Below are 20,469 nucleotides of genomic sequence, written 5' to 3' on the forward strand. Positions count from 1 at the left end.
CCCCCTTGATCGCCCGCCCCTGCGCCGATAGCGATCGGGCATGACCACGTCCCCCCTGCCCGCCACCGAAGCCGATGCCGCCGCCGAACTGGCGCTGCTCGCCGAGCGGATCGCGCATGCCGATGCCGCCTATCACGGTGACGACGCGCCGGTGATGACCGATGCGGATTACGACGCGCTCATCCGCCGCAACCGCGCGATCGAGGCGGCGTTCCCCGCGCTGGTCCGCACCGACTCTCCTTCGCTGCGCGTCGGAGCCGCGCCGTCGGGGCATCTGGCGAAGGTCGCCCATGCCCGGCCGATGCTCAGCCTCAACAACGCCTTCGCCGATGACGACGTGGCCGAATTCGTCGCCAGCGTCCGCCGCTTCCTGCGCCTGCCCGACGATGCGCCGGTGGCGTTGACCGCCGAGCCCAAGATCGACGGCCTGTCCTGTTCGCTGCGCTACGAGGCTCGCAAGCTGGTCCGCGCGCTGACCCGTGGCGACGGCGCGGTGGGCGAGGACGTGACCGCCAATGTCGCGACCATCGCCGACATTCCGCAGACGCTGCCCGCCGCCGCGCCGGACGTGTTCGAGGTGCGCGGCGAGGTGTATATGGCGAAGGCCGACTTCGCCGGATTGAACGCCCGCCTGCTCGCCGACGCGCCCGATCCGGCCAAGGCGCGCCAGTTCGCCAACCCGCGCAACGCCGCCGCCGGATCGCTCCGCCAGAAGGACGCCGCCGTCACCGCGTCGCGCCCGCTGAAATTCCTCGCCCATGGCTGGGGCGAGGTCGCGGCGCTGCCCGCCGATACGCAGGCCGGGGTCGTCGCCGCCCTCAAGGACTGGGGCTTTCCGGTCGCCGACGCCTTTCAGCGATGCGACGGTGCGGCGCAGGCGCTCACCGTGTACCGCGCGATCGAGGGGAGCCGTGCCGACCTGCCGTTCGACATCGACGGCGTCGTCTACAAGCTCGACCGGCTCGACTGGCAGGAACGGCTGGGGTTCGTCGGCCGGGCGCCGCGCTGGGCGATCGCGCACAAATTCCCCGCCGAGCGCGCGCAGACCGACCTGAAGGCGATCGACATCCAGGTCGGCCGCACCGGCTCGCTGACCCCGGTCGCACGGCTGGAGCCGGTGACGGTCGGCGGCGTCGTCGTCACCAACGCGACGCTGCACAATGCCGACGAGATCGAGCGGCTCGGCGTGCGCCCCGGCGACCGCGTCGTCGTCCAGCGCGCCGGGGACGTCATCCCGCAGATCGTCGACAACCTGACCCGGGATGTCGCGCGCGATCCGTACGCGTTCCCGACCGCCTGCCCCGAATGCGGCTCGCTCGCCGAACGGGGCGAGGGCGAAGTCGTCGTGCGCTGCACCGGCGGGCTGGTGTGCCCCGCGCAGCGGGTCGAGCGGCTGATCCACTTCGTCTCGCGTCACGCCTTCGACATCGCCGGGCTGGGGCTGGTGCGGGTCGAGGATTTCTTCCGCGACGGGCTGATCGCCTCGCCCGCCGACATCTTCCGCCTGGCGACCCATCGCGAGGCATTGGTCCAGCGCGAACGCATGTCCGACCTCGTCGTCGGCAAGCTGATCGACGCGATCGACGCGCGGCGCGAGATCGGCCTCGACCGGTTCCTCTTCGCGCTCGGCATCCGCCATGTCGGCGAGGTCACCGCGCGCGACCTCGCGCGGCGCTATGGCACGATCGACGCGTTCCTCGACATGATCGGGCGCGCGCTGGCGGTGCGCGCCGAAACGGTGCCGGCGATCGGCGAGAACGATCGCAAGTTCGTGCTGCGCCGCGGCCGTGCACTGGTCGCGGCGATCGAGACGCAGGGCATCGGCCCGGAGGTCGCCGACGCCCTCCTCGCCTTCTTCGCCGAGGAGCATAACCGCGCGGTGGTCGACGACCTCCTGCGCGAAGTCACCCCCCTGCCCGTAGAGCACCGGGCCGTCGCCTCCGAACTGACCGGCAAGACCGTCGTCTTCACCGGCAGGCTCGAGACGCTCAGCCGCGACGAGGCGAAGGCGCAGGCCGACGCGCTGGGCGCGCGCGTCGCGGGGTCGGTATCGAAGAAGACCGACCTCGTGGTCGTCGGCGCCGATGCCGGGTCGAAGCGGGCGAAGGCCGAGGAACTGGGCATCCGCGTGATCGACGAGGTAGCATGGGGCAGGATCGTATCTGCTGCGACGACGTGACGTTTTTGCAACGCATCAAAACAGTCTGGCCCCCCCGCTTTCGGTTGTCGCGAAATAGAAATATGGCGCGTCCATTGGCGCCGGGACGGTGAGCTACACCGCCTGACCAACGGACGAGTCGCGCCAGGAAAACTGCGATTCAAAGGGGACCTATGAACACCAAGCTCTTCGCCGGCGTAGCCTTCGCCGCGCTCATCCTCCCTGCCTCGGCCTTTGCGCAGTCGACCGGTTCGACCGACTTCGAATCGGAAGAGATCGTGGTCACCGGTTCGAGCGCCCGTAACGGCGTCGACGGCATCAAGATTCCCGATGGCCCCAAGGCGCGCGTCGTGCTGGATCAGGAATTCCTCGCCAAGCAGACGCCCGGCAACACCGTCCTCGACGCGCTGAACATCGTTCCCGGCGTCAACTTCACCCAGAGCGATCCGTTCGGTTCGGCCGGCGGCAACATCCGTATCCGCGGCTTCGACGGCAACCGCGTCTCGCTGACGTTCGACGGTTTCCCGCTGAACGATTCGGGCAACTACGCGATCTATTCGAACCAGCAGCTCGATCCCGAACTGGTCGACGAGATCAACGTGAACCTCGGCGCGACCGACGTCGACAGCCCGACCGCATCGTCGTCGGGCGGCACGATCAACTATCGCACGCTGATCCCGTCGGAAACGCTGTCGGCGACGCTGGTCGCCTCCTACGGCGATTTCGATTTTCACCGCGTGTTCGGCCTGATCGAAACCGGCAATCTGACCTCGTTCGGCACCCGCGCCTTCCTGTCGGCGTCGAAGGCATCGAACGACAAGTTCCGTGGTCCGGGCGAAATCCGCAAGCAGCAGTTCAATGCCGGCATTTACCAGCCGCTGGGCGATAACGGCGACTTCATCCGTATCTCGGGCCATTATAACGAGAACCGGAACAACCAGTATCGCAACCCGACGCTGGGCGACATCCGCAACGCCCTGCCCGCCGGCGTCATCCCGGCCAACGCCGCGGCGACCCCGGACAACCCGATCCGCCTCGACCTGAACAACAGCCAGTTCGAAACGGTCAACAATATCGAGAACGACGCGTTCTGCAACGTGCCGACCCCGGTGAACGGCACGGCGCAGGCTGCCGCCAACTGCTCGAACTACTACGGCGTTCGCATCAACCCGTCGAACACCGGGAACGTCCGCGCCAATTCGCGCTTCTCGCTGACCGACCGGCTGACGCTGACCCTTGACGGGTCGTACCAGTATGTCCTCGCCCATGGCGGCGGCACGTCGACGCTGGCCGAAAGCGATCCGCGCGCCAAGGGCAGCCTGACCGGTTCGCCGGGTGCCGATTTCAACGGTGACGGCGATTTCCTCGACACCGTGCGCTTCTTCACGCCGAACATCACCAACACCAACCGCTACACCGGCATCGCATCGCTGCGCTACGACATCACCGAAGATCAGCGCGTGCGCGTCGCCTATACCTATGACAATGCGCAGCATCGTCAGACCGGCGAATGGGGCTATCTCTATTCGAACGGCATGCCGGAAAACCCGTTTGCGGGTCGCAACGGTCGCCCGGTGCTGGCCGCCGACGGGTTCAAGATCACCCAGCGCGACCGCAAGTCGGTCGCCCTGCTGAACCAGATTTCGGGCGAATATATCGGTCGTTTCTTCGATCGCAATTTCACGATCCAGGCGGGTATCCGCGTCCCGTTCTTCAAACGCGATCTGGAAACCTATTGCCCGGTCCAGGCACGTGACGGCTTCGCCTATTGCTCCAGCCAGCCGATCCCCAACCCGACCGTCACCGGCACGCAGCCTTATGTGATCGTCCAGCCGGGCGGCACCTTTACCAGCACGGGCAATCCGCAGCCGCTCTACGCTCCCTATGCGCAGCAGTATAAGTACGACGCGATCCTGCCGAACGTCGGCTTCACCTATAACTTCGTCGACACCAACATCAGCATGTTCGGCAGCTACGCCAAGGGCCTGTCGGCCCCGCGTACCGACAACCTGTACCGCGCGCCGTTCATCGACGTGCAGCCGGAAAAGACCGACTCGTTCGATCTCGGCCTGCGCTACAACAGCCGCGTCGTGCAGTCGCAGCTGACCGGCTGGTACATCGGGTACAAGAACCGCATCGTGACCTCGTTCGACTTCGAACAGGGCATTTCGTTCGACCGCAACATCGGTGCGGTGGAAAGCTATGGCTTCGACGGCACCGTCACGGTGCGTCCGGCGAGCTGGGTCGGGCTGACGGCGATCGCGTCGTACACCCACACCGAACTGCTTTCGAACGTACGGACGACCGGAACGCAGGTCGTCGCGACGCGCGGCAAGAAGGTTACCGAAACCCCCGAATGGCAGTTCGGTGGTCGCGCCGAATTCAACTATGGCCCGGCCAGCCTCGGCGTGCAGGGCAAGTGGGTCGATGAACGCTATGCCACCGACCTGAACGACGTGGTCGTCGGTGCCTATACGCTGGTCGATCTCGACGCGCGCTTCAGCCTCGAAGACTATGGCCTGAAGCGCACCAGCCTGTCGCTGAATGTCCGCAACCTGCTCGACGAGCGGTATTTCGGCAACATCAGCACGCAGGTCGACGCGCGCTCGGGTAACCCGAACTTCACCGTCGGCTATCCGCGCACCGTCATCGGCTCGATCAAGTTCGGCTTCTAAGCCCTGCCCGACCCGACCAACCGTGAACCGCCGTCCCGGCAACGGGGCGGCGGTTTTCGTTTGGGCGCGGTTTGCGCTAGAGCGGTCCCGCAACCGCCCCGCCGGGGCTACCTGACGTCGGAGCACATGACGCCGAAGCCCGCCATTTTCTCGCGCCCGTTCTTCGAACAGAAGAACCGCGCCTTCTGGCTGTTGCAGGCGGCCGGCTGGACCGGCTATCTCCTGCTGCGCTCGGTATCGACCGTGGCCAGCGCGGCGTCGCTCAAGAACGTGCTGGGCAATATCGTCGAGGTGATCGTCGGCTATTGCCTGACGCTGCTGATGAGCGTGCTATACGGCTATTACCGCTCGCTGCCGCGGGTGCCCGCGATCTTCCTGACGATGTGTACGTTGTCGGCGGCGACCTTCGCCTATTCGCTGATCGACGCGTTCGTCTTCACCTTCATCCGCAACGTGTCGCCCGATGTCAGCCTGTCGCTGGTGCTGGGCACGCTGTTCCTGAACTTCACCGTCCTGACCGGCTGGTCGGCGCTGTATTTCGGGATCAATTTCTACTTGGTCGTCGAACAGCAGGTCGACGAGATGCGGATGCTGGAGATGCAGGCGTCGTCGGCGCAGCTCGCCATGCTGCGCTATCAGCTGAACCCGCATTTCCTGTTCAACACGCTCAATTCGATCTCGACGCTGGTGCTGCTCAAGCAGACGGAGAAGGCGAACGTGATGCTCAGCCGGCTGTCGTCGTTCCTGCGCTACACGCTGGCGAACGAACCGACCGCGCACGTCACGCTGGAGCAGGAGGTTGAAACGCTGAAACTCTATCTCGATATCGAAAAGATGCGGTTCGAAGATCGCCTGCGCACCAGTTTCGATATCGACGCCCGCGTCGCGCATGCGCGGCTGCCCTCGTTGCTGCTGCAACCGCTGGTCGAAAACGCGATCAAATATGCGGTCACGCCGCAAGAGGACGGGGCCGATATCGCGATCACCGCTCGACTGGCCGGGGATCGGGTGCAGATCGCCGTGTCCGATACCGGGCCCGGCTTGATCGACGGGCCGAAGCGGCCGACGCTGTCCACCGGTGTCGGCATACAGAATATCCGGGACCGGCTGGCACAGGCGTACGGCCCCGACCATCGGTTCGATACCCGTTCGGGGAGCGGGAGCGGATTCGTGGTCGAGATCGAACTGCCGTTCCAGACGCAAGACGTTACCAAAGAGGCTGCATGACCATCCGTACCATCCTTGTCGACGACGAATCGTTGGCGATCCAGGGCCTCGAACTACGCCTGCAGGCGCATGAGGATGTCGAGATCATCGACAAGTGCATGAACGGTCGCGAGGCGATCCGCGCGATCAAGACCCACAAGCCCGACCTCGTCTTCCTCGACATCCAGATGCCCGGCTTCGACGGGTTTTCGGTGGTGCAGGGGCTGATGGAGGTCGAACCGCCGCTGGTGGTGTTCGTCACCGCCTACAGCGACCACGCGATCCGCGCGTTCGAGGCGCAGGCGGTCGATTACCTGATGAAGCCGGTCGAGGAATCGCGCCTCGCCGATACGCTCGACCGCGTCCGCCAGCGCCTGACCGAAAAGCGCGGCCAGGCCGAGGTCGAGAAGCTGAAGGAAGTGCTGGCGGAGGTCGCGCCCGACACCGCGGCCGAGATGGAGGCCGAGGGCGACGACGCGGTCGGCGCCAATCGCTTCGAAAAGCTCATCAACATCAAGGATCGCGGCCAGATCTTCCGCGTCGACGTCGACACGATCGAGATGATCGAGGCGGCGGGCGATTACATGGTCATCAACACCGGCGACAATTCGCTGGTGCTGCGCGAGACGATGAAGGACCTCGAAAAGCGGCTCGACCCGCGCCGGTTCCAGCGCGTGCACCGCTCGACCATCGTCAACCTCGACCTCGTCAAGCAGGTGAAGCCGCATACCAACGGCGAATGTTTCCTGATCCTCGAATCGGGATCGCAGGTGAAGGTCAGCCGCTCGTACCGCGACGTGGTGGCGCGCTTCGTCCACTGATGACCGGGGTTACCGTCGCGGCGCTGTACCGCTTCGTTCAGATCGACGATCCCCGGGCGGTGCGCGACGCGATGGACGCGGTCCTGGCCGCGGCGGGCATCCGCGGTACGCTGCTGATCGCGCCCGAGGGGATCAACGGCACCATCGCCGGCAGCGCGGAGGGCATCGCCACCGCGCTGGCCGCACTCCGCGCGCTGCCGGGCTGCGACGACCTGACGCCGAAGTTAAGCACGGCGGCGACCCTGCCGTTCCACCGGCTGAAGGTACGGGTGAAGCGCGAGATCGTGACGATGGGCGTGCCCGGCACCGATCCGACCGCCATCGTCGGCACCTATGTCGCGCCGGCCGACTGGAACGCGCTGATCGCCGATCCGGCGACGGTCGTGATCGACACCCGCAATGCCTATGAGGTGAAGGTCGGCACCTTCGCCGGTGCGGTCGATCCGGGCACCGACAGCTTCCGCGACTTCCCCGACTGGTTCCGCGCCAACCGCGACACGCTGCTGGCGGGCAAGCGCCAGGTCGCGATGTTCTGCACCGGCGGCATACGCTGCGAGAAATCGACCGCGTTCCTGAAAGGCGAGGGTGTCGAGGCGGTCTATCACCTCGACGGCGGCATCCTGCGATATCTGGAGGACGTGCCGGCCGAAGCGAGCGCGTGGGCCGGCGAATGTTTCGTGTTCGACGAACGCGTCGCCGTCGGCCACGGCCTGTCGCCGGGCACCCATGAACTGTGCCGCGGTTGCCGCATGCCGGTCAGCCCCGAGGACCGCGCGTCACCGTTGTTCGAGGAAGGCGTGCAATGCCCCGCCTGCGCCGGCACGCGGGATGCGAAGGCGCTGGCGCGCAAGGCGGAACGACATCGGCAGGTTGCGTTGGCGGCGAGGCGCGGCGAGCGGCATGTCGGCGCGCGAATGGAACAACCAGAGGATTGATCCCTCTGCCGTCACCCCAGCCTACGCCGGGGCGACGGCCGGAGCGGCTTACTCCGCGTCGTCCGCCTTCACGTCCTCGACCGCAGCGTCATCGCCCTCGGCCGGCGTCTGGAAATACGCCTCGACCGGGCCCGACAGCTTGATCGTCAGCGGCTGGCCCTTGCGGTCGACCTTCTTGCCCAGCGCGACGCGGATCCAGCCTTCCGACATCGAATATTCCTCGACATCGGTGCGCTCGGCGCCCTTGAAGCGGATGCCGATGCCGCGTTCCAGCACGGGCTGGTCGAAATGCGGGCTGCGCGGATTAATCGAGAGGCGATCGGGGGGCGTGTCAGTCATGGGCGCGGCCCATGCCGCAAAACGCCCCCGCCGCCAAGCGGAAAGGGCGGAGGATCCCTCCCCCGCCCTGCCCGATCAGTTGCAGACGCGGACGCGAACCCGCTGATCGTAATAGGGATCGTAGCGCCGCTCGATCCAGCATTGCCGGTAGTTGCTGTAACGGTGCGCGTAATAGCCGTCGTTCGGATAATAGCCGCGCTGCCGGTAATAGCGGTCGTCATAGTCGTACGCATAGCCGCGGTCGCGGTAATAGCGGTCGCGATAGCGCCGGTCGTTGGCGCTCGACACCAGCGCCGCGCCGATGGCGAGACCGGCGATCCCGGCGACGACCGCCGCCCCGCCATTGCCGCGATTGCGGTTCCAGCCGCGATCCCAGCCGCGATCATACCCCCGGTCCCAGCCCCGATCATAGCCGCGACGCCACTGCGCATCGGCCGGTGCGGCTGCGGTGAGCGCGGTTACGGCCAGCGACAGCCCCAGGCCCGCCTTGGTCAGCAAGGTCTTCATGCCCATTCTCCTCAACATGCCGGGGGTCCTCGCGACCCCGCATTGCCATGTCGACGCATCTGCGCCGATGTTGTTTCCTGTGGCATGGTGCGACTGAACGGACGCGGAACTGTATATTCACCGGCCGTTTATCGACAGGGAAGACTGGCATGGCACACTGGCTGCTCAAATCCGAACCCGACAGCTATGGCTGGGACGATCTGGTGCGCGACGGCGGCACCGAATGGGACGGCGTGCGCAACCACGCCGCCGCCCGGCACCTGCGGGCGATGGCGGTCGGCGACAAGGCACTGTTCTATCATTCGGGCAAGGACAAGGCGGCGGTCGGCGTGGTGCGGATCGCGCGGACGGCACGGGCGGACGGTGACGAGGGCTGGGTGTCGGTGCGGGTCGAGCCGGACCATGCGCTGCCCCGCCCCGTGACGCTGGCGGCGATGAAGGCGCAAGGCGCGCTTCGGGACATGGCGATGCTGCGCCAGTCGCGGCTGTCGGTATCGCCAGTCAGCGCTGCGGAATGGGCGGTGGTGACGGGGCTGGCGGGGGAGTAAGCCCCCTTCCCCTCGAACCGAACGGAATTATCTGTTGAATCAACATCCGTTCGTGCTGATTAGAGACTGAACTTAACTTGTCGAAGGCTCGTATCGAAGCACCTTTGGCGGTCCTTCGATACGCCACTTCGACAAGCTCAGCGGCTAATCAGGACGAACGGTCGGCGGAATAATTCGCAGCGGGTAGTCACGCCCCCTCGACCCGCGCCAGCCGCGGCGACAGCAGGTGCACCAGCAGCAACGCCACGAAATAGGCCGAGCCGGCGACGAAGAACAACGGCGCGTAACTCCCGATGCCGTCGAGCACATAGCCGGCATATTTCGCCATCAACATGCCGCCGACCGCGCCGATCGTACCGCCGATGCCGACGACCGATCCCACCGCCGCCCGCGGAAACAGGTCCGACGGCAGCGTGTAGAGGTTCGCCGAGAACGCCTGATGCGCCGCCGTCGCGATCCCGATGACCAGCACCGCGACCCACAGATTGTCGATCGACTGGGCGAAGAACACCGGCAGCACCGCGACCGCGCACACGAACATCGTCGTCTTGCGCGCGAAATTGACCGTCCGTCCGGCCGCGATCAGTCGCGACGACAGCCAGCCGCCCGCCACGCTGCCGAGGTCGGACAACAGGTAGATCGCGACCAGCGGCGGCCCGAAGCTCAGCAGGTCGAGGTCGTAGCGATCGCCCAGATAGCCCGGCAGCCAGAACAGGAAGAACCACCAGATCGGATCGATGCAGAACTTGCCGAGCGCATAGGCCCAGGTCTCGCGCTTGGTGACCAGCTTGCGCCACGCGATCGGCTGCACCGGATCGGCCGGGTCCTGTTCGATCCATGCCAGTTCGCCCGCCGACACCTTGGGGTGCTCGCGCGGGGAACGGTAGAACATCAGCCACGCGACCAGCCAGACCAGGCTGACCACCCCGGTCACCACGAACGCCATGCGCCAGCCATAGGCGACAGTCAGCAGCGGCACCGCCAGCGGGGTGATGATCGCGCCGACATTGGCACCGGCATTGAACACGCCGATCGCGAAGGCGCGCTCCTTGGCCGGAAACCATTCGGTCACCGCCTTGATGCCCGCGGGGAAGTTGCCGGCCTCGCCCAGCCCCAGCCCGAACCGGGCCATCGCGAACTGGGTCACGCCATACGCGCCGCCATGGGCGATATGCGCGATCTGCCAGATGACGAACGCGACGGCATAGCCCATGCGCGCGCCGATCACGTCGACGATCCGCCCGAACCCGATATAGCCGATCGCATAGGCCAGCTGGAAAAAGAAGATGACGTTGGCGAAATCGGTCTCGGTCCAGCCGAGGTCCTGCGAGAGCGTGGGCTTCAGCACGCCGATCATCTGTCGATCGACATAGTTGATGACCGTCGCCATGAACAACAGGCCGACGATCCCCCAGCGATACCGCCCTGCGCGGCTAACCGCGCGTTCGATGCCGTCCGCTTGTCCTGCCATTCACGCCTCCACTAGCATCCTCTGCGGCCGCACTGGACCGGTTCGTCCGCCCTCTGCCGGGGCGGCTTGTCGCGTTCCTTCCCGACCGGGAAGGATCGATCCCACGCCGTTGCCGCCAACACCCGTACCCCCGCGCAGGCGGGTGTCCAGAGCCGGGCAGTTCAGGCGTCGGTTACCGTCAACCCTCGACCCCCGCCTGCGCGGGGGTACCGACGATGTCAGCCACCCCACCCGCCGCCACGATCCCGCAGGCAACCTGCATATCGGCGAAATCCGCCTCGAAACGCTGCCCCGGCGCGATCTGGTGTACGCCGGTCACCGCGCCCGACGACACCCATGTCCCCGGCGTCAGCGCGATGCCGCGCTCCGCAAGGCAATCGACCAGAAACGCCACCGCGCCGATCGGGCCGTCGAGCATCGTCCGCGCACTCGCCTGTCCCACCACCGCGCCGTCGATCCGCGATTCGACCGGCCAGTCGATGAACGACAGTTCGCGCCAGCCGGGCACTTCCTCGCCGACCAGCAGGCCGAAATTGTTGCCGAAATCGCTGATCGTGACCAGCGGGCCGTCGGTATTGATCCCGGCATAGGGCGAACTGGCGATCTCGATCCCGACATGGACCGCGTCGACCAGCTCCAGCGCCTCGTCGAGCGACAGGCCGGTCCGGCCCGGTGCCGGGCTGCGGCCGATCCGCACGCAATATTCCGCCTCGGCGGCGGCGAAGCCATCGGCGATCACGCCCATGGCGTCCGCCTCGCTGCCGACCACCTGATCGGCGAAGATCGGTCCGGCCAGCCGGTTGGCGCCCAGTTGTCCGTCGAGCGGCGCGTTGATCCGGCCGACCTTCCAGCCCACGACCTGCCGCCCGTCGAGCGCGATCGCGCGATCCTGAATGGCATAGGCCTCGGCCAGCGTCGCCGGCGCGTCCCCGGGATAGGGCGAAACCCCTGCCGCCTGCCGCCGCGCAGTGACGAACGCCTGCGCGATCCGATCGCGATTACCCATGCCCCAGCCTCTCCATCTTGTTCAGATGGGGTAACGGAAACCGGTGTCACACACAAGCCATCTAAATCGTCGCGGGGACATTGGCGGATCGGACCGGCCAAGCTATCGCTGTGTCCATGAAGAAAACGGGCCAGCCGACGATCAACGACGTCGCACGACTTTCCGGCGTGTCGAAAAAGACGGTCAGCCGCGTCATCAACCAGTCGCCGCTGCTCAATCAGGAGACGCGCGAAAAGGTTCAGGCGGTCATCGCCGCCCTCGGCTACATCCCCAACCCGCAGGCGCGGGCGCTGGCCCTGCGCCGCAACTTCCTGATCGCGCTGATCCACGACAATCCCAATGCGCAGATGGTGTTGCGCGTGCAGCAGGGATTGCTGGAGGTGTTGCGCGACACCGAATTCGAACTGCTGGTCCATCCGGTCGATCGCGGCGCGCCCGACATGCGCGACGAGATCCGCCGCTTCCTCGAACGCCAGCGCCCGTACGGCGTGATGCTGCTCCCGCCGATCTCGGAGAACGACGCGCTCGCCGCGCTGTGTACCCAGATCGGGTGCCGCTATGTCCGCATGGGGTCGGCCGCATTCGACGATCCGGCGCATATGGTGTCGTCGAACGATCGGGAAGCGGTGCGCGGCGCGATCGAGCACCTGCTCGCCGCCGGCCATCGCCGCATCTGCATGATCGCTGGCCCGCACGGCTTCCGCTCCGCGTTCGAACGGCAGCAGGGCTATGAGGAGGCGATGGAGGCCGCCGGGCTCGGCGTGCAGCGGACGTGGATCGCACAGGGCGACTATCGCTTCGAATCGGGGATGCGCGCCGCCGAACGACTGCTCGACCTGTCGCCGCGGCCGACCGCGATCTTTTCCTCGAACGACGAAATGGCGGCGGGCGCGCTGCACATCGCCCGTCAGCGCGGGCTCGACGTGCCGGAGGACCTGTCGATCGTCGGGTTCGACGACACCTCGATCGCCTCGCACCTCTGGCCGCCGCTCACCACCGTCCGCTGGCCGATCGCCACCATGGCGCGGGCGGCGGCGCTGAAGCTGATCGGCGAGGAGGATGACGACGACGCCGAACCGGCCGAACCGACGATGTTCGTGTCGACCCTGATCCGCCGCGCCTCGGTCGGCAAGCCGCAGGCGTGACTTGCGGCGTGCGATGACACCGATTACCGTGCGACCAAATCGTTAGCCGTATCCCGTCGCCCCAGCGCAGGCTGGGGCCTTTCTCCGCGGGCGCGCGGCCTGACGCCACCGCCGGCAACGACCGGCATCGGACGGAGAGGACCCATGACCCAGCTACCGATGGCCCGGCGCGACCTGATCGCGGGGGCCGCCGCGCTGGCGCTGACTCGCCCGGCCCGTGCCGCGACCGCCGATCCGGTGGTCACCGCCCCCGCCGGTCGCTGGCAGGGCAGTCGCGAAGCTGGCGTCGCGGTCTTTCGCGGCATCCGCTACGGCGTCGACCCGACGCCACAGCGATTCCAGCCGGTTGGCGCCCCCGCGCCGCTGCGCGACGTGCAACGCGCCACCGATTTCGCCCCGTCCTGCCCGCAACGCGCCAACATCGGCGACCAGCGCGAGGACTGCCTGTTCCTCAACGTCTGGACCCCGGACGCCCGGCCCGGCGCCGGACGACCCGTCATGGTCTATTTCCACGGCGGCGCGTACATGAACGGCACGGTGGTCGACCCGCTGGTGTACGGCCACCGCCTCGCCGCCGATGGCGATGTCGTCGTGGTGACGGTCAACCACCGGCTGAACGCGCTCGGCTATCTCTACCTCGCCCGGCTCGACCCACGGTTTCCCGACAGCGGCAATGTTGGCCAACGCGATCAATTGCTCGCGCTGGCATGGGTCCGCGACAACATCGCCAACTTCGGCGGCGATCCCGGCCGGGTCATGCTGTTCGGCCAGTCGGGCGGCGGGGCCAAGATCGCGACCCTGATGGCGATGCCCGCCGCGAAGGGCCTGTTCCACGCCGCTGCGACGATGAGCGGGCAACAGGTCACCGCCTCCGGCCCGCTGAACGCTACCCGCCGCGCCGGGGCGTTCCTGTCCCGCCTGAAAGCCACCCCCGCCGAAGCCGCCACGCTGCCGGTCGCCCGGCTGATCGACGCGCTGTCCGCCGAGGACCCGATCCTCGGCGGCGGGGTCTATATGGGGCCGGTGCTCGACATGCGGTCGCTGGAGCGCCACCCCTTCTGGCCCGACGCGCATCCGCTGGGCCGCGCCATCCCGCTGATATTGGGCAATACGCGCGAGGAGACCCGCGCCTTCATCGCGCCGCAGCCCGACCTGAACTGGGCCAATCTGGCGGCGCGGATCGCGCCGCAGCTGCGCGTCGACGCTCCGCCCGACTGGGTCGTCGCGCAATATCGCCGCCATTTCCCCACGATGACGCCCGGCGACATCCTGTACCGCGCGACCACCGCCGGACGCAGCTGGCCGGGACAGGTGATCGAGGCGGAAGCGCGCGCCGCCGCAGGGGCGCCGGCGTGGGTCTATCAGCTCGACTACAGCTCCCCCGTCCGCCCCGGCGGCGGCGCGGCGCATACCGACGACATCCCGCTGGTGTTCGGCACGCTCGACGCCCCCGGATCGGTCAGCGGCACCGGCCCCGCCGCCCGCGCCGTATCGCAGCGGATGATGGCGGCGTTCGTCTCGCTCGCCCGCAATGGCCATCCCGGCCGCGACTGGCCCCGCCACACCCTGCCCGGCCGCGCGACGATGGTGTTCGACACCACCAGCCGCGCGGTCGACGACCCCCGCCGCTGGGAACGCGAACTCTTCGCCCGGTTCCCGTATATCCAGCCGGGGACGTGAATGGGGGCGGCCTCGGGACCTGAAAGCGCGAGGGAATTCGCCGCCCCGCCACGTATTGCAGCCGAAACTCAGCGCACCGGCACCGCCAGCGGATAGCTGATCGTCAGCGCCAGCGGCTTCGTGCCCCGCTGCGCGATCCCCACCGCGGCCCCGGCGTACAGATACACCGTCGTCCCCGCGCGCACCCGCCGGGTCAGGCCGTCGCTGGTCACCTCGCCCTCGCCCGACAGCACCTGATAGACCTCGTCATGGTCGATGCGGTGGACGCCGATCGCCGCCCCCTTGTCGAGCGTCCGGCGACGGAACTCCATCGTCCGCCCGGGCACCCGGTCGGTGATGCGCCATGCGGTGCCCATGCCGATGCGCCCGTGCGGCGGCGCCTCGCGAACGCGGGTGGCGGCTTCGTCGATCACGACCATCGCCGGTGCCTTCGCGCGACCGGCTGCCCAGTCGAGCGCCCCGCCGACATGCGCCAGCACGCGCGCGTCCGCCCAATTCTCCTTGCGATGCCCCAGCCCTGTGTAGAACACCCGCCCCTGCGCTACCCGGTGCGCCCACGCCAGCGGCTTGGGATTGACGTCGTTCGCCCCGATCGACTGCGGATCGAAGGTCAGCAGGGGCATCAGGTCGGTCGACAGGTCGCGGAATCCGTACCACTCGTCGGCGATGCGGAATCTATCGGGGAGCGTTTCGGTCGCCGGATGGCGCTGCGGCGATCGTGTCACCTCCGCCTCGGGCGTGCCGGCGGGATGCTGCGCGAACCGGCCGCCGATCATCCGCGCATACCACGGCCAGCCATAATGCGAATCCGCCGCGGCATGGATCGCGACCACCCCGCCGCCGCCCTCGACATAGCGTTGCAGCGCGGTGCGCCGCGGGCCGACGAACCATTCGCTCGCCGGCTTCTTCGGATCGGTCGTCGTCGACACCAGCACGATCGCGGCATAGTCCAGCGGCGCATCGAACACCGCCGGATCGTCGCTCGCCACCGGCTCCATCCCCCGTTCGCGCGCCACCACGGTCAGCGCGGCGACGGCGGCGGGGATCGAATCATGGACGAACCCGGTCGCGCGGTGGAACAGCAGCACGCGCGGCGCCGCCAGCGCCGAAGTGGCGCACAGCAGCGCCGCTGCGGCAGCGAAAAGGCGGACGATCGATGGCCCGGCGGTCACTGGTCCGGCGATCACTGGCGCATCGCCCGGTCGCGCGGCGACAGCGATTCCTGGATCGGGCCCTTCTGCCCCGGATAGCGGCCCGATTTCGGCTCCATCGTCACCAGATCCCATTCCGCATCGACAAAGGGTGCCGCGGTCGGCACCGGATGCGGATATTCGCTGACTTCGCGTTCGTCGTCGATGATCTTGCCGCGCCCTTCCGCCACGAAGAACAGCACGCGGATATCGTCGGCATCGCGGTCCCACGGCCGGGCGCCGGCATTGGCCAGCACATGCGTCTCGACATCCTGCGCCGGCAGCACCGGCAGCCCGGTCGGCCAGACCGGCGGCGTCTTCGCCTCGATCAGCTTCGCGCGGGTCACGCCATAGCGGCCGAACAGCGGCAGCGGATTGCCATGCTTGTCGACCGCGACATTGTCGCGCCCGTGATAGCGCAGGTCGCCATCGCCGCCGAGCATCAGGAACGGCAGCCCGTCGTCGGTCGACGGTCCGCCGCGCATGACGTTGCCGACGGCGGACAGCTTGCCCTCCTGATAGGCGTGCCCCGCCCATTCCAGCGCCATCAGGTTGTAATGCACCGCGCGCTTGGCCGGATCGTAGATCAGGTTGTTGACAACCGCCGCCTGCACGCCGCCCTTCAGCAACGGGCTGCGCTCGACATTATGGGCATAGACGTTGCGCCAGATCAGGATGCCCGACGCATTGTCGTGGATCAGCGACCCCTTGCTGTGTTCGCCCTTGGGATGGCTGGCATCGGCCAGCCCTTCGGCCAGCAGGTTGTAGCTGAAGGTGATGTCGCGGCTGGTCCCGCGCCGCCAGTCGTCGGGCGTGGTCCCCGTGAAGCGCGGGCCCGATGCCGACAGGTTCTCGTCGAGCGCCCAGGTCATGGTGCAATGGTCGATGATGACGTTGTGCGCGGCGACGGTGTTGGTCGCATCGACCTCCCACCCCGAACGCCTGGGCTGTCCGTCGAGGCCGGGGCGCACGCGCAGGTGGCGGACGATCACGTCGTGCGCGCGGATGTCGATGCCGCCACGGATCAGCGTGATGCCCGGCGACGGCGCGGTCTGTCCGGCGATGGTCAGGAACGGTTCGGAGATGGTCAGCGTCGTCCGGCCGAGGTCGATCACCCCGCCGACCTCGAACACGACGATGCGCGGCCCCTTCGCCTCCAGCGCCGCCTTGAGCGATCCCGGGCCGTCGGCGGCCAGCGTCGTCACGCGCAGGATGCGTCCGCCGCGCCCGCCCGGCGTCGCCGCCGCCCAGCCCTGCGCGCCCGGAAAGGCGCTGGCGGCAGCGGGCGTGGCGCTACCCTGCGCCACCGCGACGGGGCCGCACAGCGCGGCGGGCAGCACGCCGCACAGCGCCAGAGCGATCATTCGGTTCATATTGATTTCCTCTCCGAGCGGTTCTTGACAGCTTCGTCGCGACGGCACAATGTCGCGTTGACACCGGTTTCTCAAGCCAAAAAGGCAGAACCGGATTTCCGGACCGTTGCGTAGCGGACCGGAAACGATCGACGGAGGCACGGACCCGGACCGGGAACCGTGCCCCTGACAGGCGATGGCCGACCGGACGCAAAAATGCGCCCGGTGTCATCGTGACAGGGAGAGGGATTGCCATGAAATACCGCAACCGCCGCCACGGCATGCAGGCGCTGCTCGCCGCGACGTCGTTCATCGCCGTGACGACCGCCGCACAGGCGCAGGACGTACCCGCAACGACCGTCGAGCCCACCGCCCCGACCGCCACGCAGGAGGCCGAAGGCGAGATCATCGTCACCGGGTTCCGCGCGTCGCTGAACGCCGCGCTGAACGTGAAGCGGCAGGCGGTGGGCGCGGTCGACGCGATCGTCGCCGAGGATATCGCCAAATTCCCCGACCAGAACCTTGCCGAATCGCTGCAGCGCATTCCCGGCATCGCGATCCAGCGCGACGGCGGCGAAGGCCGCGCGATCACCGTCCGCGGCCTGGGGTCGCAATTCACCCGCGTCCGCGTGAACGGGCTGGAAACCGTCACCACGTCGAGCGACGGCGCCGCCGCCAACCGCGACCGCTCGTTCGATTTCAACGTGTTCGCCTCCGAACTGTTCAGCTCGATCGTGGTCCACAAGACCGCGGCGGCCGATCTGGACGAAGGATCGCTGGGCGCGGTCGTCGACCTCAACACCGGCAATCCGCTGGCGGGCAAGTCGGGCTTCACCTTCGTCGGATCGGCGGTGGCGAACTATAACGACCTGTCGAAGACGGTCGGGCCGCGCTTCGCCGGGCTCATCGGGTGGAAGTCGCTCGACGGGACGCTCGGCGCGTCGATCTCGGCGGCGTATCAGGATACCGAGACCAAGGAGATCGGCAACAACACCGTCCGCTGGGCCCAAGCGCGCTTCGATTCTGTCGACGGCACCCGTTGCTGGACCGCCCCCAATCGCGGCGGCACGTACATCCCCGGCGCGGCGTGCGACCAGGCGGCGCTGTCGTTCCACCCGCGCATCCCGCGCTATGGCGAGGTGACGCACAACCGCGAGCGCCTCGGCCTGACCGGCAGCGTGCAATGGGCACCGACCGACGCGACCAAGGTGTCGATCGACGGCCTCTATTCGCGCTTCCGGGCCGACCGGCGCGAGAAATGGGGCGAGGTGCTGCTGCGATCGAACGAGCGGCAGATCGACGTGCTCAACCCGACCTATGATTCGAACAACAACATGGTCTCGGCGACGCTGAACGACGCATGGGTCCGCACCGAGCATTTCTATCGCCAGTCGCAGACCGAATTCTACCAGATCGGCGGGACATGGGACCAGGACGTCAGCGACACGTTCCGGTTCACCCTGCTCGGCGGCTATTCGAAGTCGGACGCGAGCGTGCCGGTCGAAACGACGCTGGTGTTCGACGATCGCGATGCGCAGGGCTATCGCTACGACTACACGAACAAGAATTCGCCGCTGCTGTCGTTCGGCACCAGCGTGACCGATCCCGCCAATTTCCAGCTCGCCGAAATCCGCGACCGGCCATCCGACGTGGTCAACCAGTTCAAGACCGCGCAGTTGCGCACCGAATGGGATGTGACCGAAGGGTTCAAGGTGCGCGCGGGCGGCGTGTGGCGGCGCTATGATTACGACATCACCGCCTTCACGCGCGACACCGCGGTGTGCGGCAATGGCGGGCGCGACCTCGTGCTCGGCACGATCACCTGTTCGCCGACCACCGCCTTCGGCCCGACCGCGATCTACGGGTTCCAGGCGACCCCGGCGCTGTCCGAGCTGTTTACGCTCCGGGGCGCGAAGGTGCCGTCGGGCACCACCACCCAGTGGCTGGTCCCCAATCTCGGCGCGGCGGCGCAGTTCACCGGGCTGTACGACCGTCCGCTCGCGCTCGACGTCGGCAACAATCGCGGCGTGGTGGAGGAGACGAAGGGCGGCTATCTGCAATTCGATGCAAAGGGCACGGTGTTCGGCCTCGAATACGCCGCCAATGCCGGCATCCGCTACGTCCGCACCGACCAGTCGTCCTATGGCATCAACAGCGGCGTCAACGTCACGGTGAAGCGCGATTACGAGGACTGGCTGCCCTCGATGAACGTCGCGCTGTATCCCACACCCGACATCATCGTGCGCGGCGCCATCGCGAAGGTCATCACCCGCCCGTCGCTCGGCAACCTGACGCCGGGCGGTTCGGCCGACGGCTTCAACTTCCGCGTGACCAGCGGCAACCCGTTCCTCGAACCGTTCCGCGCGACCAACTACGACGTGGCCGCCGAATGGTATTTCGCGCCGCAATCGGCCTTCTCGGTCGCGCTGTTCCGCAAGGATATCGCGAGCTTCCCGGTATCGGTCACGCGCAGCGGCACCTTCACCGAAACCGGCCTGTCGCCCTCGGTACTCGTGCCGTCGTCGCCCGCCGCGGTGAACCCGGCGTTGCAGGCGCAGGACATCTGGACCATCGCCACGACGACCAATGGCGAAGGCGCCTCGCTCGACGGGATCGAGGTCGCGTTGCAGGCGCCGTTCCGTTTCCTGCCCGGTCCCTTGCGCAACTTCGGCGGCATCGTGAACGCGACCTTCGTCCGCTCCAGCGCCGACTATACGCAGCAGGGGCCGGCGACGGTACCCGGCGGCGCGCTGCCGACGGTGACCCGCAACGAGACGCTATACAACGTGTCGAAGCGGCAGTTCAACGCGACGCTCTATTACGAGGATGCGAAGTTCAGCGCGCGCACCTCGGTCGCGTATCGCGGACCCTATGTCGATGGCGGGTCGGGCACCGGCAACATCTTCGAAGGCTATGATTCGATCGCCAATGTCGACGCGTCGATCCGCTACAAGCTGACCGACTTCCTCGAACTGTCGCTCGAAGGCACGAACCTGACCGACGCCTATCGCCGCCGCATCGTCGACGTCGACGTGCGCCGCAATTACGAGAACAACCATTTCGGGCGCACGCTGCTGGTCGGCGCGCGGGTGAAGATGTGACGGCGCGGCGGAACGGGCGGGTGCGCGCCTGACGCCGCCTGCCCGCAGGAAGATGCTTCTGCGAAAGTCCCTTTACCGTACCCCCGCGCAGGCAGGGGTACAGGGTTCCCGGCCCACCTTGGCCGCCGCGCTGGCGGCGTACCCCCGCGAAGGCGGGGGTCCAGGGGCGAGAGGTGTAGACCGTTGTCTTGCTCGACTCTGGCCCCCCGCCTGCGCGGGGGTACGGTAAAGTCAGGGCGGACGTTCCGCCTTTCTCAGAGGTGTCCTGACAGGCAGGGAGACGTTGTCGGCAACGACGATGTGCCCCCGACCGGACCGCCTCTCTCCCCGCCCCC

General features: G+C 67.5%; 15 protein-coding genes and 1 pseudogene. 9 read left to right on the forward strand and 7 right to left on the reverse strand.

Features of this window, described 5'->3' with window-relative positions; all coding sequences use genetic code 11:
- Nucleotides 1-40: 40 nt before the first annotated feature.
- From ligA to trhO, 5 genes are all read left to right on the forward strand, one after another.
- Nucleotides 41-2,179, forward strand: coding sequence for an NAD-dependent DNA ligase LigA (gene ligA / locus QLH51_RS14085; protein ID WP_125660489.1), 2,139 nt, complete (start codon nt 41-43; stop codon nt 2,177-2,179).
- Nucleotides 2,180-2,331: 152 nt separating this feature from the next.
- On the forward strand, nt 2,332-4,833 hold the full coding sequence (locus QLH51_RS14090; protein WP_125660492.1) for a TonB-dependent receptor: 2,502 nt from the start codon (nt 2,332-2,334) through the stop codon (nt 4,831-4,833).
- Nucleotides 4,834-4,959: 126 nt separating this feature from the next.
- The gene (locus QLH51_RS14095) at nt 4,960-6,060 is read left to right on the forward strand and encodes a sensor histidine kinase (protein ID WP_125660495.1); all 1,101 of its coding nucleotides are present in this window, start codon (nt 4,960-4,962) and stop codon (nt 6,058-6,060) included.
- Nucleotides 6,057-6,860: a LytR/AlgR family response regulator transcription factor gene (locus QLH51_RS14100; protein WP_125660498.1), complete on the forward strand. Its 804-nt coding sequence runs from the start codon at nt 6,057-6,059 to the stop codon at nt 6,858-6,860. The genes QLH51_RS14095 and QLH51_RS14100 overlap by 4 nt, the downstream gene beginning before the upstream one ends.
- Complete coding sequence (gene trhO / locus QLH51_RS14105; RefSeq protein ID WP_125660501.1) at nt 6,860-7,795, forward strand: oxygen-dependent tRNA uridine(34) hydroxylase TrhO; 936 nt, start codon at nt 6,860-6,862, stop codon at nt 7,793-7,795. Before QLH51_RS14100 ends, trhO begins: the two co-directional genes overlap by 1 nt.
- Before the next feature lie 48 nt (nt 7,796-7,843).
- On the opposite strand, the gene QLH51_RS14110 is transcribed toward trhO, so the two are convergent.
- Both QLH51_RS14110 and QLH51_RS14115 read right to left on the reverse strand, forming a co-directional pair.
- Complete coding sequence (locus QLH51_RS14110) at nt 7,844-8,134, reverse strand: DUF3297 family protein (protein WP_125660504.1); 291 nt, start codon at nt 8,132-8,134, stop codon at nt 7,844-7,846.
- A gap of 75 nt (nt 8,135-8,209) precedes the next feature.
- On the reverse strand, nt 8,210-8,641 hold the full coding sequence (locus QLH51_RS14115; RefSeq protein ID WP_125660507.1) for a hypothetical protein: 432 nt from the start codon (nt 8,639-8,641) through the stop codon (nt 8,210-8,212).
- A gap of 149 nt (nt 8,642-8,790) precedes the next feature.
- Between QLH51_RS14115 and QLH51_RS14120 the strand changes: the two genes are divergently transcribed.
- Nucleotides 8,791-9,189 (forward strand): EVE domain-containing protein, encoded by a 399-nt coding sequence (locus tag QLH51_RS14120; RefSeq protein WP_125660510.1) that lies wholly within the window; start codon nt 8,791-8,793, stop codon nt 9,187-9,189.
- A gap of 187 nt (nt 9,190-9,376) precedes the next feature.
- Here QLH51_RS14120 and QLH51_RS14125 read toward each other — a convergent pair whose 3' ends face one another.
- Both QLH51_RS14125 and QLH51_RS14130 read right to left on the reverse strand, forming a co-directional pair.
- Nucleotides 9,377-10,660 carry an MFS transporter gene (locus tag QLH51_RS14125; protein ID WP_125660513.1) on the reverse strand — a complete coding sequence of 428 codons (1,284 nt, stop codon included), beginning with the start codon at nt 10,658-10,660 and terminating at the stop codon, nt 9,377-9,379.
- A gap of 178 nt (nt 10,661-10,838) precedes the next feature.
- Nucleotides 10,839-11,666 (reverse strand): 2-keto-4-pentenoate hydratase, encoded by an 828-nt coding sequence (locus QLH51_RS14130; protein WP_125660516.1) that lies wholly within the window; start codon nt 11,664-11,666, stop codon nt 10,839-10,841.
- Nucleotides 11,667-11,782: 116 nt separating this feature from the next.
- On the opposite strand from QLH51_RS14130, the gene QLH51_RS14135 reads away from it, so the two are divergent.
- Both QLH51_RS14135 and QLH51_RS14140 read left to right on the forward strand, forming a co-directional pair.
- Nucleotides 11,783-12,811, forward strand: coding sequence for a LacI family DNA-binding transcriptional regulator (locus QLH51_RS14135; RefSeq protein ID WP_125660518.1), 1,029 nt, complete (start codon nt 11,783-11,785; stop codon nt 12,809-12,811).
- A gap of 144 nt (nt 12,812-12,955) precedes the next feature.
- On the forward strand, nt 12,956-14,491 hold the full coding sequence (locus tag QLH51_RS14140) for a carboxylesterase/lipase family protein (RefSeq protein ID WP_125660521.1): 1,536 nt from the start codon (nt 12,956-12,958) through the stop codon (nt 14,489-14,491).
- A gap of 68 nt (nt 14,492-14,559) precedes the next feature.
- On the opposite strand, the gene QLH51_RS14145 is transcribed toward QLH51_RS14140, so the two are convergent.
- The 3 genes and pseudogenes from QLH51_RS14145 to QLH51_RS14155 form a co-directional block, all read right to left on the reverse strand.
- Nucleotides 14,560-14,910 carry a cupin domain-containing protein gene (locus QLH51_RS14145; RefSeq protein WP_283514627.1) on the reverse strand — a complete coding sequence of 117 codons (351 nt, stop codon included), beginning with the start codon at nt 14,908-14,910 and terminating at the stop codon, nt 14,560-14,562.
- Nucleotides 14,911-14,946: 36 nt separating this feature from the next.
- A pseudogene (locus QLH51_RS14150) lies at nt 14,947-15,777 on the reverse strand (ThuA domain-containing protein); the annotation flags it as partial.
- Nucleotides 15,675-17,054, reverse strand: coding sequence for a pectate lyase family protein (locus tag QLH51_RS14155; RefSeq protein ID WP_125660528.1), 1,380 nt, complete (start codon nt 17,052-17,054; stop codon nt 15,675-15,677). The pseudogene QLH51_RS14150 and the gene QLH51_RS14155, both read right to left, overlap by 103 nt.
- 233 nt (nt 17,055-17,287) lie before the next feature.
- Between QLH51_RS14155 and QLH51_RS14160 the strand changes: the two genes are divergently transcribed.
- Entirely contained in the window at nt 17,288-20,134 is a 2,847-nt protein-coding gene (locus QLH51_RS14160; RefSeq protein WP_125660531.1) for a TonB-dependent receptor, read from the forward strand.
- The last annotated feature ends 335 nt before the right edge of the window (nt 20,135-20,469 follow it).

Origin of the sequence: Sphingomonas sp. 2R-10, from assembly GCF_030062225.1 — a bacterium.
Classification (GTDB): domain Bacteria; phylum Pseudomonadota; class Alphaproteobacteria; order Sphingomonadales; family Sphingomonadaceae; genus Sphingomonas.